At 68.5% G+C, this 16,938-nt stretch carries 16 protein-coding genes; 12 read left to right on the plus strand and 4 right to left on the minus strand.

Features of this window, described 5'->3' with window-relative positions:
• Positions 1 to 95: 95 nt before the first annotated feature.
• The 7 genes from G6039_RS06575 (at position 96) to G6039_RS06605 (ending at position 6,763) form a co-directional block, all read left to right on the plus strand.
• Positions 96 to 1,283: a thiolase C-terminal domain-containing protein gene (locus G6039_RS06575; protein ID WP_043798010.1), complete on the plus strand. Its 1,188-nt coding sequence runs from the start codon at positions 96 to 98 to the stop codon at positions 1,281 to 1,283.
• On the plus strand, positions 1,280 to 1,768 hold the full coding sequence (locus G6039_RS06580) for a Zn-ribbon domain-containing OB-fold protein (RefSeq protein ID WP_029546421.1): 489 nt from the start codon (positions 1,280 to 1,282) through the stop codon (positions 1,766 to 1,768). Before G6039_RS06575 ends, G6039_RS06580 begins: the two co-directional genes overlap by 4 nt.
• Positions 1,765 to 2,202, plus strand: coding sequence for a Zn-ribbon domain-containing OB-fold protein (locus G6039_RS06585; protein WP_043798006.1), 438 nt, complete (start codon positions 1,765 to 1,767; stop codon positions 2,200 to 2,202). Before G6039_RS06580 ends, G6039_RS06585 begins: the two co-directional genes overlap by 4 nt.
• Positions 2,199 to 3,341 (plus strand): thiolase family protein, encoded by a 1,143-nt coding sequence (locus tag G6039_RS06590; RefSeq protein WP_043798003.1) that lies wholly within the window; start codon positions 2,199 to 2,201, stop codon positions 3,339 to 3,341. The genes G6039_RS06585 and G6039_RS06590 overlap by 4 nt, the downstream gene beginning before the upstream one ends.
• A gap of 44 nt (positions 3,342 to 3,385) precedes the next feature.
• Positions 3,386 to 4,675 (plus strand): acyl-CoA dehydrogenase family protein, encoded by a 1,290-nt coding sequence (locus G6039_RS06595; protein WP_029546418.1) that lies wholly within the window; start codon positions 3,386 to 3,388, stop codon positions 4,673 to 4,675.
• Positions 4,675 to 5,796 (plus strand): phosphotransferase family protein, encoded by a 1,122-nt coding sequence (locus tag G6039_RS06600; protein ID WP_043798059.1) that lies wholly within the window; start codon positions 4,675 to 4,677, stop codon positions 5,794 to 5,796. The genes G6039_RS06595 and G6039_RS06600 overlap by 1 nt, the downstream gene beginning before the upstream one ends.
• A gap of 88 nt (positions 5,797 to 5,884) precedes the next feature.
• The gene (locus G6039_RS06605; protein ID WP_029546416.1) at positions 5,885 to 6,763 is read left to right on the plus strand and encodes a TIGR03619 family F420-dependent LLM class oxidoreductase; all 879 of its coding nucleotides are present in this window, start codon (positions 5,885 to 5,887) and stop codon (positions 6,761 to 6,763) included.
• 3 nt (positions 6,764 to 6,766) lie between these two features.
• Here G6039_RS06605 and G6039_RS06610 read toward each other — a convergent pair whose 3' ends face one another.
• From G6039_RS06610 to G6039_RS06625, 4 genes are all read right to left on the minus strand, one after another.
• The gene (locus G6039_RS06610) at positions 6,767 to 7,483 is read right to left on the minus strand and encodes an SDR family NAD(P)-dependent oxidoreductase (protein WP_043797999.1); all 717 of its coding nucleotides are present in this window, start codon (positions 7,481 to 7,483) and stop codon (positions 6,767 to 6,769) included.
• A gap of 51 nt (positions 7,484 to 7,534) precedes the next feature.
• Positions 7,535 to 8,431, minus strand: a complete 897-nt coding sequence (locus tag G6039_RS06615; RefSeq protein ID WP_043797997.1) for an enoyl-CoA hydratase — start codon at positions 8,429 to 8,431, stop codon at positions 7,535 to 7,537.
• Between the two features lie 141 nt (positions 8,432 to 8,572).
• A complete protein-coding gene (locus G6039_RS06620) occupies positions 8,573 to 9,688 on the minus strand; it encodes an MFS transporter (protein ID WP_006939852.1) in 1,116 nt (371 codons plus the stop codon).
• Between the two features lie 302 nt (positions 9,689 to 9,990).
• On the minus strand, positions 9,991 to 10,779 hold the full coding sequence (locus tag G6039_RS06625) for a FadR/GntR family transcriptional regulator (protein ID WP_006939847.1): 789 nt from the start codon (positions 10,777 to 10,779) through the stop codon (positions 9,991 to 9,993).
• Between the two features lie 126 nt (positions 10,780 to 10,905).
• Here G6039_RS06625 and G6039_RS06630 point away from each other — a divergent pair, with 126 nt between their 5' ends.
• The 5 genes from G6039_RS06630 (at position 10,906) to G6039_RS06650 (ending at position 16,874) form a co-directional block, all read left to right on the plus strand.
• Entirely contained in the window at positions 10,906 to 11,712 is an 807-nt protein-coding gene (locus G6039_RS06630) for an SDR family NAD(P)-dependent oxidoreductase (protein ID WP_043797994.1), read from the plus strand.
• A gap of 257 nt (positions 11,713 to 11,969) precedes the next feature.
• Entirely contained in the window at positions 11,970 to 13,187 is a 1,218-nt protein-coding gene (locus G6039_RS06635; RefSeq protein WP_043797991.1) for a CaiB/BaiF CoA transferase family protein, read from the plus strand.
• Positions 13,184 to 14,245: an LLM class flavin-dependent oxidoreductase gene (locus G6039_RS06640; RefSeq protein WP_232334142.1), complete on the plus strand. Its 1,062-nt coding sequence runs from the start codon at positions 13,184 to 13,186 to the stop codon at positions 14,243 to 14,245. The genes G6039_RS06635 and G6039_RS06640 overlap by 4 nt, the downstream gene beginning before the upstream one ends.
• Before the next feature lie 144 nt (positions 14,246 to 14,389).
• Complete coding sequence (locus tag G6039_RS06645; protein ID WP_043797988.1) at positions 14,390 to 15,565, plus strand: amidohydrolase family protein; 1,176 nt, start codon at positions 14,390 to 14,392, stop codon at positions 15,563 to 15,565.
• Positions 15,566 to 15,629: 64 nt separating this feature from the next.
• Entirely contained in the window at positions 15,630 to 16,874 is a 1,245-nt protein-coding gene (locus G6039_RS06650; RefSeq protein ID WP_043797985.1) for an acyl-CoA dehydrogenase family protein, read from the plus strand.
• The last annotated feature ends 64 nt before the right edge of the window (positions 16,875 to 16,938 follow it).

Raw genomic sequence — 16,938 nt, forward strand, 5'->3', positions numbered from 1 at the left:
CCGGTGGAATCCGGCCTCGACCTCGAGCATTCCGAAAACGACAGAACCCATCCGCCCGCCGCTTCCCGGCGAGCGCTACGCAGAGGTGACCGCCTATGTCCACCGACCCCACCTGGCGCAGGGATGCCTGCGCGATCGCCGGCATCGGCACGACGGAGTACTCCCGCGACTCCGGCGTGTCGGTTACGGCTCTGGCCGTCGAGGCCGCAGCGAACGCCCTCGCCGATGCCGGACTGACCCCGGCCGATGTCGACGGCATCGTCCGCAACGACATGGACCTGGTCTCCTGCGCGGCCCTGGCCGACGGACTGGGCGTTCCGAACCTGACCTACTGGGGCGAGGCCGGCCCGGGCGGCTCCGGCCCGGCCGCGATGGTCGCGCAGGCCGTCGCCGCGATCATGAGCGGGCAGGCCACTACCGTCGTGGTGTTCCGCTCCCTCAACGGCCGCTCCGGCCGTCGCTTCGGTCTGTCCCCGGTCGCCACCCCCGAGGTCGGCGGTAATGAGACGTTCGAGGAGTTCTTCGGCCCCTACGGCCTGCTGTCGTCGGGTCAGTACTTCGCCCTGGTCGCGCAGCGTTATATGTCCGAAACGGGCTTGACCTCCGAGCAGCTCGCGCAGATCGCCCTGGTAACCCGCCGCCGCGCCAACTCCAATCCGGCCGCACAGATGTACGAGCGCACCATGACGCTCGACGACTACTTCGACTCGCGCATGCTGTCGTCGCCGCTGCGTCTGTACGACTACTGCCTCGAGACCGACGGTGCCGCCGCGGTCGTCGTCACCACCACCGAACGGGCCGAGGACCTGAGGCAGACACCGGCCCTGATCCGGTCGGTCGCGATGTCCACCTGTCCGCACCCGCAGCCGGGCCTCATGTACCCGACGCTCATGCGTGAGGACATCACCGCCCTGCCGTCGAGGGTGTGCCAGGAGACGCTGTACTCGCGGGCCGGTCTCGGCCCGGCCGACGTCGACGTCGCACAGATCTACGACTGCTATTCGATCACTGCGCTGATTCAGCTCGAGGACTACGGATTCTGCAAGCGCGGGGACACCGGCGATTTCCTTGCCGACGGGCAGATCGACCTCGGCGGGTCGATCCCGATCAATACGAGTGGAGGACACATGTCCGAGGGATACATCCACGGAATGAACCACGTCGTGGAGGGAGTGCGGCAGATCCGCGGCACCTCCACCAGCCAGGTCGAGGGAGCCCGGGTCTCCCTCGTCACCTCCGCGCCGCCGCCGGCGGCCAGCGCGCTGATCCTGGTGTCGGCATGAGCGCCCGCGGCACCGCCGTACCGGCGGACACCACGCGGGACCGGCTGCGGCCCCTCGTCACCGAGCGCGGCAGCAAGGGCTTCTTCGACGCCGCCGCGGACGGAGAGCTCGCGATCCTCACCTGTGAGGACTGCGGCCGCCGCATACACCTGCCCCGGCCGCGTTGTGTGTACTGCGCGAGCACGTCGGTGCGCTGGAAGCCGGTCGCCCGCACAGGCACCGTCTATGCCCACACGATCGTCGAGCATCAGGTCCATCCGCTGTTTCCGGTGCCGTACACGGTGATCGTCGTCGACGTCGACGGTGAGGCGGACGGGGTTCGGCTGATCGGCAACCTGCCCGGCCGCATCGACGTCGCGGCCGGTACCCCCGTGCGTAGTGCGTTCGAGGACCTCGGCACCGACGCGGCGGGCAACCCTGTGGTGCTGCCGGTGTGGGAGATCGACACCGAACGCACGGCCGCTACGGATGGAGCCGGCCGATGAGCGCCTCCACCGCAACGTGGCGCCCCATCGACCCGGAGTTGTTCGTCGGCGGCGACCCCGGGGCCGCGCTGCGGGGCGCCCGCTGCCCGTCCTGCGGCACGGTCACCTTCCCGTACCAGAGCGGTTGCCCGCGGTGCGGCCGGAATGCGATGACGGATCTCGAACTGCCGCGCGAGGGCGCTCTGTGGTCCTACACCGTGCAGTCCTTCCCGCCGAAAAACCCGTTCGTGTGCGTCGAGCCGTTCGAACCGTTCGGCGTGGGCTATGTCGACCTCGGTGACGTGATCGTCGAGGCGCGGCTGACCATCGCCGATGCGGGTGCGTTGCGGATCGACATGCCGATGCGGCTGACCACGATCGTCAACCACGTGGACGAGGACGGCACCGAGATCGTCACATTCGCGTTCGCCCCGAGCAGTGAGGAGCAGCGATGAAGGTCGCGATCGTGGGTGTCGGCATCCACAAGTTCGGCCGCACGGAGGGCGTGAGCGGACTTGAGCAGGGCGCGTATGCGGCACGGCAGGCACTCGCCGACGCCGGAGTCGAGTTCAAGGACATCCAGTTCGCGTACGGTGGCAGCGATTCGGCCGGCAACGCCGACACGCTCGTCTCTGCCCTGGGCCTGACCGGGCTGCCGTTCGTCAACGTCAAGAACGGCTGCGCGACCGGTGGCAGTGCCCTGACCTCCGCGGTCAGCCGGATCCGTTCCGGCGAGTCCGATCTGGGCCTGGTCGTCGGGTTCGACAAACATCCGCGTGGCGCGTTCAATGCCCGCCCCGAGGACAACGGTATCGGCCGCTGGTACGGCGAGAGCGGCATGATGGTCACCACCCAGTTCTTCGCGATGAAGATCCAGCGCTACCTCGTCGAACACAACCTGCCCAGGTCGCTGCTCGCGACAGTCGCCGCCAAGGCGTTTCGCAACGGCGCGCTCGCCCCACACGCGTGGCGCCGCACGCCGATGACGGAGGAGCAGATCGCCGGCTCCACGATGGTCAACGACCCGCTCACGCAGTACATGTTCTGCTCACCCGCCGAGGGCGGGGTGGCGCTCGTCCTCGCCCGCGCGGACCGGGCTCACGAATACGCCGATGCCCCGGTGTTTCTCGAGTCCGCGGAACTGCGCTCCAGGGAGTTCGGCTCGTTCGAGGTGTTCAGTCCGTGGACGTCGCCCGCACGGGCCGACGGCCCGACCGTCACGGCCTCCCGCGCGGCGTTCGAGGCCGCCGGCATCGAACCCGGCGATGTCGACGTCGCACAGATCCAGGACACCGAGGCCGGAGCCGAGATCATGCACCTCGCCGAGACGGGGCTGTGCAAGCACGGCGAGCAGGAGTCCCTCATCCGGTCCGGTGCCACCGAAATCGGCGGTTCGATCCCGGTCAACACCGACGGCGGCTGCTTGGCCAACGGCGAGCCGATCGGCGCGACCGGCCTGCGCCAGGTCTACGAGAACGTCGTACAGCTCCGCGGCGTGGCAGGGGACCGGCAGGTCCCCGGGGAGCCGAAGGTCGGCTTCACCCACGTCTACGGCGCGCCGGGCATCAGCGCCTGCACCGTCCTCACGCGCTGACCGGCGCATCCCGACTTTCACCTTCCGAGTAGGAGACCACCGATATGGCATGGGATTTCGAGACCGATCCGCAGTTCCAGGAGAAGCTGGACTGGGTGCAGCGGTTCGTGGACGCGGAGGTCGCCCCGGTCGACCGCGTCGTCGAGCACGCATGGGACGTCACCGACCCCACCCGGAACAAGCTCATCCGGCCCCTGCAGGACGTCGTGCGCGGGCAGGGCCTGTGGGCGTGCCACCTGGGCCCGAAGCTCGGCGGCCCGGGCTACGGCCAGCTCAAACTCGCACTGCTCAACGAGATCCTCGGCGCCACCCACAGTGGCCCCGTGGTCTTCGGCTGCCAGGCCCCGGACTCCGGCAACGCCGAGATCCTCGCGCACTACGGCACACCCGAACTCAAGGAGCGGTACCTTGGCCCGCTCATCGACGGCGACATCATGTCGTGCTATTCGATGACCGAACCGCGGGGCGGCTCGGATCCGACCAGCTTCGTCACGCGTGCCGTCCGGGACGGCGACCACTACGTCATCAACGGTGAGAAGTGGTTCTCCTCGCACGCACGGTTCTCGTCGTTCCTGATCGTGATGGCCGTGACCGATCCCGATGCCCCGCGGACGAAGCGCGCGTCGATGTTCGTCGTCCCCATGGACACCCCGGGCATCGAGATCATCCGCAACGTCGGGGTGTGGGGACACAACGAGTCGGAGGGCACGCACGCCTACATCCGCTACACGGATGTGCGGGTGCCCACCGACCACCTGCTCGGCGAGGAGGGGGAGGGCTTCGCCGTCGCGCAGACCCGCCTGGGCGGCGGGCGCATCCATCACGCGATGCGCACCGTCGGGTTGGTCCGCGCCTCGCTCGACATGATGCTCGAGCGCGCGGTGTCTCGTGAGACGCGCGGCCGGAGCCTCGCCGACATGCAGCTGGTGCAGGACATGATCGCCGAGTCGTGGGCCGAGCTCGAGCAGTTCCGCCTGCTCGTCCTGCAGACAGCCTGGAAGATCGACAAGCTCGACGACTACAAGAAGGTCATCGCAGACATCTCCGCCGTGAAGATGGTGATGCCGAAGGTGCTCAACAACGTCGTGTCCCGGGCGATCCAGCTGCACGGTTCCCTCGGCATCTCGAAGGAGATGCCGTTCGGCAAGTGGCTGCTCGAGAGCTACCACATGGGCCTGGCCGACGGCGCCACCGAGCTGCACAAGCAGCAGATCGCCAAGCAGCTGCTGAAGAACGCCACGCCGGCGTCGGGCCTGTTCCCGACGACGCACCTGCCGGCGCTCGACGCGGCCGCCGAACTCAAGTTCGGCCTGCCCGCGGTGGGAGCCCAGTGATGACGGGCTCGGTCGTGTCCGGCGAGCAGCCGTCGGCCTCGAACGTCGGGGAGCCGCGCACGGAGGTTGCGCCGGTCCGGACGGGGGAGGACCTCGACTGGGCCGCGCTCGAGGCATACCTGCGGATGCACCTCGACGACGTCGACGGGGAGTTCTCCGTCCTGCAGTTCCCGCGCGGCTCGGCGAATCTCACCTACCGCGTGGGCTTCGGCGACCGTCTCCTCGTCGTGCGCCGCCCGCCCTTCGGTCAGCTCGCTCGGGGCGCTCACGACATGACGCGCGAATATCGGGTGCTGTCCCGTCTGCACCGCGAGTACGATCGCGCCCCCCGGGCACTGTTGCACTGTGCGGACGAGAGTGTCGTCGGCGCCGAGTTCTTCGTCTCCGAGTACCGTGACGGTGTCGTGGTGTGGGATTCGGTGCCCGAGTCGATGTCCGGCGTCGACGATGCCGGCCGGCGGATCGGCTACGCGGTGATCGACGCGCTCGCGGATCTGCATGCGGTCGACCCCGCCGCATGCGACCTGGCCGGCCTCGGCCGGCCCGAGGGCTACCTGGAGCGGCAGGTGCATGGCTGGTTGGCACGATGGGACGCCGTCGCCGAGTACGCCCCGGCCGAGACCGCGGCACTCGTGGCCGAGGTGACCCGGCGGATCCGTGCGGCGATCCCGGCGAGCCAGCGGGCCGGGATCGTCCACAACGACTACAAGGTCGACAACTGCCAGTTCCCCCACGGTCACCCCGACCGGGTCAAGTCGGTGTTCGACTGGGACATGGCCACGACCGGGGACGTGCTGGTCGACCTGGGCACGCTGCTCAACTACTGGCCGGACCGGACCGTGGATCCGGAGTCGGATGCGGCGTTCATCGTCGTGCCCGGCATGCACGGCCTCGACCTGCCTTCGCGGGCGGAGGTGGTCGAGCGGTACGCGGCCGGTAGCGATCTGGACCTGTCGAACATCGACTGGTACGAGGCGTTCGGATGCTGGAAGACCGTGGTCATTCTGCAGCAGCTCTACGCACGGTTCGTGCGCGGCGAGACCACCGACGCGCGGATGGGTCAACGCGGCGAATTCGTCGCGCCCTTGGCCCGTCGCGCGCTCAGCCTGCTCCCCGCCTGACCCCGCCTCCGCACGCCCGTCCGCGCGGTGGCACCGGCCACCGCGCGGACGAGTCGTCTCACCATCGATCACACGAAAGGCGAACCCCATGGCCTCCATCGGACTGAGCGCATACGGAATGAATCCCACCGAACTCGTCGAACTGGCGGTCTGCGCCGACGACCTGGGATTCGACGCATTGTGGCTGGGGGAGCACGTGCTCCATCCGGTCGCATACTCCAGCAGCCACCCTTCGACGGGGACGGCGCAGCACCACACGGGACCCATCGTCGATGTGTCGACGGAGCTGACGGATCCGTGGGCGGTGCACGCGGCCGTGGCCGCGACCACGAACCGCATCAAACTGGGCACGGCCGTGTATGTCACTGCCCTGCGGCACCCACTGCACACTGCGCGCACCACCATCACCGTGCAGGAACTCAGCGGCGGTCGTCTGCTCTTCGGGGTCGGCGCCGGATGGCTCGAGGAGGAGTTCGCAGCGTTGGACGTGCCGTTCCGCAAACGTTTCTCGCGCACCGACGAGTGCGTGACGATCCTGCGGAAGGCGTGGTCGGGCAGGCCGTTCTCCCACGAGGGCGAGCACTACCGGTTCGATGAGGTACAACTGCATCCTCGCCCCGTGCACGTGCCTGTCATCCACGGCGGTAACGGCCCGAAGGCGCTTGCCCGCGCGGCGCGGCTGGGAGACGGATGGTTCTCCTCCGGCACCCCGAGCTTCGGGCAGGCGGTGGAGATGGTGAACGAGATTCGCAGGCTGCGGCGCGAATTCGGTCGGATCGGCGAGTTTCCGTGCTACGTGCGCGTCGACGCGGCGACTTCGGCGGACCTGCGCCGGTACCGCGACCACGGCATCGAGGACCTCGTGGTCTGGGCCGACTCGGTCTGGAAGGGCGACTCCGCCGAAGAGCGCCGCGCCTTCCTGACCGCGGCCGCCGATCGCCTGGGTGTGGGACCGTCGCGGGTGTAAGAGTCAGTCCGAGCCTGCGACGTTCACGACCGGGATCGACGCGCCGCTGACCGCGCGCGAGGAATCACCGAGCAGGAAACCGATGACCTCGGCGATGTCGGTGGGGCGGGCCCAGCTGGAGCGGTCGGCCTCGGGCATTGCGTCCCGGTTGGCGGGGGTGTCGACCATGGTAGGCAGCAGACCGTTGACGCGGATGTTGTCGCCGGCGTATTCGACTGCGAGCGCCTGGACCAGGGCGGAGACGGCGGCCTTGGACGCGACGTAGGTGGCGGCGCCCGGGAAGGGCCGGACGGCGGCGGCGGAGCCGATGCACACCACGGACCCGCCGCCGTGGCGGATGAGTTCGGGTAGGGCGGCCTGGATGACGCGGTAGGCGATCGTGAGGTTGATCGACAACTGGGCTTCGAGGACCTCGATGGGCGTTTCGTGGACCCGGCGGCCGGCAGCGAATCCGCCGACGAGGTTGACCACGCCATACAGGGGCCGGGCCTCGTCCTTCGTCGCGCACTCCACGACCGCCTCGACGTCCTGCTCGTCGGACAGATCGGCGCGGATCGTCTCGAGGTTCGGGTGCGGAGCGACGCGGTCGAGTTCGGCCTCGACGTACCAGGGGACCACCAGCCGCCAGCCGGCGTCGAGGAGGTGGCGGGTGACCGCGGCGCCGAGGCCGCCGGTGCCGCCGGTGACGATCACGGTGCGGGCGGGGGACGTCTCGTTCATGGGCAGAGCCTTTCGAGGTGCGAACGGGTGGTATCGGGATGGGAGGTGCGGTCAGGGCACGCGAGGGTCGGCGCGCCGGATCTCGGGGGCCGCGCGCCAGTCGTCCAGCCCGTGCTCGACCGTGCCGATGCAAGTTTCGCCACGGGTCAGCGCGGACCAGTGGGCGTGATTGAGTTGGTGAAGGGTGAAGCCCGCGTCGAGGGCGGACTGGAATCCGCCGGCGTCCTGGCTCTGGTTCACCGATTCCTTGATCAGCAGGGCTGCCATGGTGGGGATCCGGGCGATTCGGCGCGCGAACGCGAGGGTCGAGTCGGCGAGTTCTTTCTCGGGGAAGATCTTCGAGACCATGCCGAGGGCATGGGCATCGGCCGCGTCGAGGCAGTCACCGGTCAGGAGCAGTTCCTTGGTCTTGCGGGGACCGAACTCCCACGGATGTGCGAAGTACTCGACGCCGCACATCCCCAACCGGGTGCCGACGACGTCCGCGAACGTGGTGTTCTCGGCTGCGACGATCAGATCGCAGCTCCACATCAACATGAGCGCCGCGGAGTACACGGCTCCGTGCACCTGCGCGATGGTGATCTTGCGGAGGTTACGCCATCGGCGGGTGTTCTCGAAGTAGTAGTGCCACTCCTGGTGGAGCCGCATCTCTATCTCGGAGTAGGTGGCTCCGTTGCAGGCGTAGGAGACGTGCTGGCCCGAGCCCGGAGCGCGCTCGCGCACGTCGTCCGAGGACCCGAGATCGTGCCCGGCCGAGAAGGACGGTCCGTGGCCCCCCAGGATGACCACGCGCACCGTGTCGTCGGCCTCGGCGCGTGCGTAGGCCTTGCCGAGTTCGACGAGCAGGCCCCGGTTCTGGGCGTTCCGCTGCTTCGGGCGGTCGAGCATGATGCGGACGATGCGACCCGCGTCGAGGGACTCGTAGGTCAGGTACTGGTAGTCGGTCATCACGGTCCTCACGGAGTCCGGCGCCGGCCGACGGTGTGTCCGCGCGCCCGGCTAAATATTGCAATATTTGGTGTGGTTATCGATATGTACCGTATCCTTTGCTGTGGCGCAAGTCACCGGGCCGCTGTAAGGCTTTGCGGTTCAACGCTGCCGACGGTGGTGAACGGGCAGTCGGCGCCGGCCGAGGGCCAGCACCCCCAACGCCAGCGCGACGGCGCCGGCGGCGGCGGCGAACGGAACGTGAGGGTTGAAGATCTCGCCCATCCGGCTTGCGAGCCACGGGGCCACCGCGCCGCCGCCGAAGCGCACGAAGCTGTACGCCGCGGCTGCGGTGCTCCCGTCCACCGGCGCGGCGTCCATACCGATTTCGGTCACCAGGGTGTTGAGGACGCCCAGGAACAGGCCCGAGACGACGATGCACGTCACGACCGCCGGTCGGTTGCCGGTGAATACGGCCACGACTGCAAGGGTGAGGGCGAACAGGGCCAGGCCCAGGGCGGTCGCGCCGATCGCGCCGAGCGCGGTGCGCAACCGAGGCGCGACGGACACCGACGAGATCACCACGCACACGCCCCAGCCGCAGAAGACGAATCCGAGCCGAAGTGGATCGAGTTCGAGGACGAACGGCGCGTATGCGAACAGGGCGAAAAGGCCGAGGTGGTACAGCAGGGAGACGAGGGCGATCGACAGCAGGCCCGCGTGCCCGAGCGCCCGGAGCGGTGCGATGAGCGGGATCGGCCGGTCGGGCGTCGTGGCGGGCGGCAGCAGGACGACGAGCAGCGCGAAGGCCACGGCCATGAGTACGGAGGCGCCGAGGAAGGCGGCGCGCCAGGAGATCTGGCCGAGAAGCCCGCCGACGAGCGGGCCCGTCGCGATGCCGATGCCGACGGCCGACTCGTAGAACACGATCGCTTTCGGCGCACCGCCGGTCGCGGCGCCGACTATCGCGGCGAGCGAGGTCGCGACGAACAGCGCGTTACCCAGTCCCCATCCGGCGCGGAAGCCGATGATCTGGCCGAGCGTCCCCGACAGGCTCGCGCCCAGGGAGCACCCGGCGATGACGAACAGGCCCAGCAACAGGGTCTTGCGGGTGCCGATGCGGCTGGATATCGCGCCGGTGACCAGCATCGCGAGACCCATCACGGCCATGTAGCCGGTGAACAGCAACGACACCTGTGACGGCGTGCCGCCGAGCTGCTCGGCCAGCGGGCGCAGGATCGGGCTGACCACGCCGATACCCATGAACGCGACGATCACGGCGAACGTGATGGCCCATACCGCGCGCGGTTGCTTCGGCTGTCCCGGTGCCGCACCCGGGGGAGGCGCGGCAGCGGCTCTGAGCGGTTCTGCCGGACGCGCCGGGAGGGAAGTCTCGGCGGCGGGTATGGAGGGTCTGGTCGTCAAGGGGTCTCCGCTCTCGTTCGTCACCCGACGGGACACGCTCGACCGAGAACGCCGCGGAACTCCTCCGGATACGGTCATGCCGCATACGAACGGGCCGCACCTGCCGGGTGGACCCGGGGAGGCGGCGGCCGGACGACGAAGGGCAGGCTAGTCGGTCAGAGCCACTCCACCCGCTCGTCGAGGATGCGCGGGTTCTGGCGGCTGATGCGGTCGATGACCTCGCGCATGTGTGCGCGGGTCAGAGTGCGGGCGAGTTCGGCGTTGCCGGCAGCGATGGCGTCGTGGATCTGGCGGTGCGGCTCGGTGAAGGCCTCCCGCTCCTTCTCGTTCCACTCCTCGGGGTGGGCGCCGAGCATCCGGTCGGTATACAGGTGGGCCAGGGCCGAACCGGTGAGGTCGAGGACGTAGTTGCCGGTCAGGTTCCGCAGCGCGCTGTGGAATCCGGTGGCGGTCTCGGTGACCTCTTCGTTCGACATGTCCGGTCTGAGATCGTGGGCGGCCAGGGGAGTGAGGTCGACGTCCTCTCCGGCGGCGATCCGATCGGCGAGCATTGCTGCGGCCAGCCCCTCCATCTCCAGGGCGGCCTCGGCGACTTCGCGGAACTGAATGCCGTTCGCCTGCAGATACATCGACAGCGTGTCGCCGAACTCGGAGCCCGAGGGCTCCGACACGATCGGGCCCCCGCCCAGGCCCTGCCGGACCGTCACCAGCCCCTGCGCCTCGAGCAGGCGCAGGCCCTCTCGCACCGACGCGCGGCCGACCCCGAACCGCTTGGCCATGTCGTTCTCGGACTCGAGCGCGGAACCTGGGCCGAGCCGGCGGTCGGCGATGTCCTTGGCGACCATGCGCGCGACCGTCCGCGAGACCTTCTCGTTCCGTGTCATCGCGATGGCGCGTCGGAGGGCGGCGGTTCCTGTGGGAGAACCCATGGTGTTGCGCGTCATTCGATGTCCTCGTCGGTTGTTCGGTCGGCGATCGGGGTGGTGATGAGTATAGGGACGGGGACCGCCCCGACCGGGCACTCCTCCTTAACCATGCCAATATTTCGTATCTAATGCTATACCAAAGCTATGACGCAGCACACAGTGGAACCCTATTCGACGCACTCCGGCTCGCGGCACCAGGCGCTGGTCGGGCAGAATGCCCTGGTCACCGGCGGTAGCGAAGGCATCGGTCGCGGTATCGCGGAGCGGTTGCTCGACGCCGGCGCGACGGTCGCGGTGGCGGCCCGCCGACCCGAGGTCCTCGACGAGGCCGTCGCATCGTTGCGCGCCCGGTGCGGAGACGAGTCGCGGGTTGCGGGCATCGTGGCCGACATCGCCGACGCCGACTCGGTAGCGGCGATGTTCGAACGGGTCGAGCGGGAGTTCGGTTCGCTCAACGTCCTGGTCGCGAACGCCGGCAGCGGCACCGTGGCGCCGTTCCTCGAACTCACCGAGGAGCAGTGGCAGGCCTGCATCGACCTCAATCTCACCGGCACGTTCCGGTGCGTGCAGGCCGCGGCCCGCGCGATGGTCCGCCGAGAGGGGACGAATCGCTCGATCGTCGTGGTCTCGTCGATCCGGGCGCTGGGAGTGCGGCCGAGCCTGGTGCCGTACGGCACCGCAAAGGCCGGTCTCAACCAGTTGGTACGAATGGCTGCCTACGAGCTCGCCCCCACGGGCATTCGGGTCAACGCACTGTCCCCCGGGATCACTGCGACGCCACTTACGCAGGAGCGCAATTCGCTGTTCGACGAGCGTGCCGCCACCGTGCCGATGGGGCGCGCCGGTACGCCGGCGGACATGGCGAGCGCGGCGCTGTACCTCGCGGGCCCGGACTCGGCGTTCGTCACCGGGACGAACCTCGTCGTCGACGGCGGGGAGTCCCTGTACTGACCTGTCGCGCGGAAGCCGCGGGACCGGATCCCGTGCGTATCGAACAGGCCTTCAACGGTGATGTGATGTACAACTCATAAAACATTGCTATAGTTACGGTGTTTTTCACCCCGGCTCTGGAGGCCGCTCCGTCGAATCCGCGCCCGTGTGTCGCCGCGCCGGCCGACGGAACCACCACCACACGCAGCGTAGCTGCCGTGTGGCCCGAAAATCTTTGCAGTAGAACGTGACTGCGGTACGACGAAGGAGAACGCTCGATGACCAAGGTGATGAACGGAATCAAGGTCGTGGAGGTCGCGTTGTATGCGTTCGTCCCCTCGGCCGGCGCGATCCTGTCCGACTGGGGAGCCGACGTGATCAAGGTCGAGCACTCCGACTTCGGGGATCCGATGCGCACGACCGCGGCGTGGGGCGTGCCCGGCGACGTCGACGGCATGTCGGGTCTGTGGGAGATCAACAACCGTGGCAAGCGCGCCATCGCCCTCGACATCGCCACCCCGCAGGGTCGCGAGGTCCTCATGAAGCTGGTCGAGACGGCCGACGTCTTCTCCACCAATTTCCTGCCGGATGCGCGGACCAAGCTGGGTATCGACGTCGACGACATCATGGCGCGCAATCCGCGCATCGTCTACGCGCGCGGCACCGCCCAGGGGGTGGCCGGACCCGACTCCGAGAAGGGGGGATTCGACGGCATCACCTACTGGGCGCGCTCCGGTGCGGCGGGGTCGATCGCCCCCGGCGACCTCGAGTGGCCGGCCAACATGCCGGGCCCGGCCTTCGGCGACGTGCAGAGCGGCATGGCGCTCGCCGGCGGGATTGCGGCCGGACTGCTGCACCTCGAACGCACCGGGGAGGGCATCGTCGTCGACACGTCGCTGTTCGCGGTCGGCGCGTGGGCGATGCAGGCGACCATCGCCGGCGCCCAGCTCGTCGGGGCCGCGGAACTGCCCTATCCGGACCGGTCCGCGCCGGTGAACCCGGTCTCGAACATCTACCGGACCAGCGACGGCCGGTACATCCATCTGGCGTTGTTGCAGAGCCAGAAGTACTGGCCCGGGCTGTGCGAGGCGATCGGCCGACCCGACCTGATCGACGACCCGCGTTACGCGACGTTCGAGGACCGCGCCCGCAACACTCGCGAGTGCACCGCCGAGCTCACCGAGGTGTTCCGGACCCGCACCCTCGCGGAGTGGACGGACATCCTCGGCAAGCAGGAGGGACAGTGGGACGTCTTCCGCAAGCCCCTCGACGTGCTGACGGACCCGCAGGCGATCGCGAACGAGTACGTCCGCACCGTCGAGTACGAAGACGGGCGCACTCTGGATCTCGTCACGGCGCCGATGCGGTTCGGAAACGAGGCGCCGGTGCTCACCCGTGCCCCCCAGCACGGTGAACACACCGAGGAGGTGCTGCTCGAGCACGGCCTCGACTGGGATCAGATCGTCCAGCTCAAGGTCGACGGCGCGATCAAGTGAGCCGGCTCCGGGACGCGACGGTGGGCCACCGACGCCGTCGCATCCGGGTCGGCCTGGGAGCGCTGACCGCCCAGACTGTCGGCGGGACCGCGGCGGAGTCGGGCCGGGCGTTGGACGCCCTCGTGCGGCATGCCGTGACCGCTGAGAAGTCCGGGTTCGACTCGGTCTGGCTCAGCGAGCACCACTTCGCAGAGGACGGCCATCTTCCCAGTCCCCTGGTGGTGATGGGTGCGCTCGCTCGCGAGACCACCGCTGTCGACCTCGCGACCAACGTCGCGATCGGGCCGCTGTACGATCCGCTGCGGCTGGCCGAGGATGTCGCGGTCGTCGACCAGCTCAGCGGCGGGCGCGTGATTCTGGGCCTCGGACTCGGTTATCGCCCGGAGGAATTCGCGGCCCTCGGCGTCGATCGTTCGCGGCGCGGACGAATTCTGGAGACGACCGTCTGCACACTGCGTGCGGCCTGGTCGGGCGAGGCGGTCGTGACGGACGGACGGACCGGACATGCTGTGCCGGTGCGCCCGCTCCCCGCACAGACCGGGGGACCGCCGATTCTCCTCGGGGCGTTCGCGAGTCGGGGTGTGCGCCGCGCGGCGCGCATCGCCGACGGTTGGATCGCGCCCGAGCTCGCGTCCGTCGCGCAGCTGGCCCGCCGGATCGGGACGCTCGAACTCGCAGACCTGGACCGGCCCTTCCACATCGCCCTGACGATGTGCGCGTTCACCGCGGCTTCGGGGGCGTGGGAGACGGTGGCGGCCGGGCATTCCCTTGTCGGCGACCGGTACCGGCGCTGGATGGCGCAGGCCGGGGACGGCGCCGTCCCGGACGGGCCGGGCACGAACGTGCCCGTCTCGACGCGGCCGGACCATGTCGTGGCCGGCACGCCCGAAGAGTGTGTCGACCAACTGCGTCCGTGGTGGGAACTGCTGAGGGCGCTGCCGCAGACGGTGAGCGCGCACGTGACGGTGCGTGTGGTGTTCCCCGGAGTTGACGATGCAGCGACCCGCGAGTCGATCCGGCTGCTGGGAACGGACGTATTCCCGGCTCTGGCCGAGTGACTCGGCCCTCGTGACGCGGAACGCTTCCGGGTATGGACTGTGATCTAAATCTCCGTTAATATTCGCATGTTCCTAATAGTAAGGGCATGCAATCCGCCGAGCGGATCTTCCGTTCGAACTCCATCCGATTCTCAGGAGGATTACGTGTACGACCTTCGCGATATCAAGATCATCGACACCGACACCCATGTCGTCGAGCCCCCGGACCTGTGGACATCGCGGATGTCGACCAAGAAGTGGGGCGATCTGGTGCCGCACGTGCGCTGGGACGATCACCGCGGTGACCAGGCGTGGTTCGTTGCCGGCAAGCGCATGAGCGCGGTCGGTTCGCCGGCGATGGCCGGCTGGCACGAGTACCCGCCGAGCTGCCCGCCGCGATTCGAGGACACCGACCCGCGCTCGTGGGATCCGGCCAAGCGCCTGACGATCATGGACGACTACGGCATCCACGCGCAGATCCTCTACCCCAACGTCGCGGTGTTCAGCTCCAAGACGCTGCAGTCCAACGGTGACAACGAGTTGCAGATCGCGTGCATCAAGGCCTACAACGACTACCTGACCGAGTGGGCGCAATTCGCTCCCGGGCGGTACATTCCGGTCGGCATTCTGCCTTTCTGGGACATGGAGGCCACGCTCGCCGAGGTCGAGCGCGTCGCCGCGGCGGGTCACAAGGGGCTGGTCTTCACGCAGAATCCGGCGGCATTCGGTCTGCCGATGCTCACCGACCCGTACTGGGACCGCCTGTGGGCTTCGGCGCAGGAGAAGAAGCTGCCGATCAACTTCCACATCGCGTCCGGCGAGGTCGACCTCAGCGGCTTCGGCCACGAGAGCAACGGCGTGCACGCCAACTACGCGATGATGGGCATCTCGTTCTTCATGGACAACGCCCGCACCATCTCTCAGCTCATCTGCGGCGGCATCTGCGATCGATTCCCCGACCTGAAGTTCGTCTCGGTCGAGTCGGGCATCGGCTGGATCCCGTTCGCGCTCGAGGGCCTGGACTGGCAGTGGAAGAACTCGGGTGTGCACAAGGAGCACCCGGAGTACGAACTGCTCCCCAGCGAGTACTTCAAGCGGCAGATCTACGGCTGCTTCTGGTTCGAGCAGGACTCGGCCCGCAGCGCGATCGAGCAGCTCGGCGCCGACAACGTCCTGTACGAAACCGATTACCCGCACCCGACGTCGATGTCGCCCGGTCCGGCCTCCGATGCGCTGGCTCCCGACGAGTACCTGCGTCGCAACTTCGCACACCTGTCCGAGGCGGACGCCCGGAAGATCCTGCACGGCAACGCCGCCGCGCTGTACAACCTGGACTCCTGAGTCCGCAGCCCCGCCGCTACCCCGTCTGCCGCGCATTCGCACGGCCCAGCACTGTGGAGGAAAGATGTCCCTCTCGGAGTTCGAGTCCCGCGCCCGCGCGTGGGTCGTCGAGAACGTCGCCCGGCTCGGGTTCGACCGGGTCGACGACCCTTACGACGTGGCCGTGTTCCACGATCTCGGATTCGACGAGGAGAAGGCACTACTCGATCAGCACCGCGTGTGGCAGAAGGTCAAGCTCGAAGCAGGCTACGGCGCCCTCGACTGGCCGGAGGAGTTCGGTGGCGCAGGTCTCGGCGCCGATGTCGCGGAGGCGTTCTCCCGTATCGAGAACGATCACTGTCCTTTGCGGCCGCACGAATTATTCTCCGTGACAATGCATCTGATCGCTCCTACTATACGGCTCCTCGGAACGGACGGGCAGAAGCGCGAGTTCCTGCCTGCGATGCTGCGAGGCGACCTGCTTGCGTGCCAGCTCTTCTCCGAGCCCGAGGCTGGATCCGATCTGGCGAACGTGGGTACCCGAGCCGTGCGCGACGGCGACGACTGGGTGATCACCGGACAGAAGGTGTGGACGTCGGGCGCACAGTTCGCAGACTGGGGTGAACTCATCGCGCGCACCGACCCGGACCAGCCCAAGCATGCGGGCATGACGGCGTTTCTGATTCCGCTGGACGCCCCGGGTGTCGAGATCCGCCCGATCCGGCAGATGTCCGGTGGCAGCAGCTTCAACGAGGTCTTCCTCGACCGGGTGCGCATCCCCGATTCGCTGCGCCTGGGTGGAATCGGCAAGGGCTGGTCCGTCGCGCTGACCACGCTGGCGTTCGAGCGGGAGGGCGGGTCCAACTCGGCGAACGTCGGCGGGCAGTTCGACCAGCTCCTCGCCACCGCCCGCACTCTCGGCCGCGACACCGATCCGCGGGTGCGCGAGCTCCTCGCGCGGGTCTACCTGCGGCAGAAGCTCGCCCAGGTCGACGTGCTGCGCGATCGTCAGGCCCGGGAGGCCGACGCCGCCCCGACGGCGGTCGGGTCGGTGCGCAAGATCCAGTGGGTCGACAAGCTCGCCGCGGTCTCCGAGGCTGCGCGCATCATCCTCGGACGCGATCTCGTCGCGGACACCGGCGTGCCGGGCACGTTCGGCTGGAACGCGCACGTGCTCGGCGCGCCCGGGTACAGCATCGCCGGTGGCTCCGACGAGATCCAGCGCAACATCGTTGCCGAGCGACTGCTCGGACTGCCGGCGGAAGTTCGAGTAGACCGCGGAGTGACCTGGCGGGAAGCACGCGCCCGTGCCGCCGCCGCGACCGCCTGAGCCGACCCTCGACGCCACGATCCGAACATCACCCTTGTGTACTACCCCTCGAGTACTGCTCTTC

The organism is Rhodococcus aetherivorans (assembly GCF_011058165.1).
Classification (GTDB): Bacteria; Actinomycetota; Actinomycetes; order Mycobacteriales; family Mycobacteriaceae; genus Rhodococcus; species Rhodococcus aetherivorans.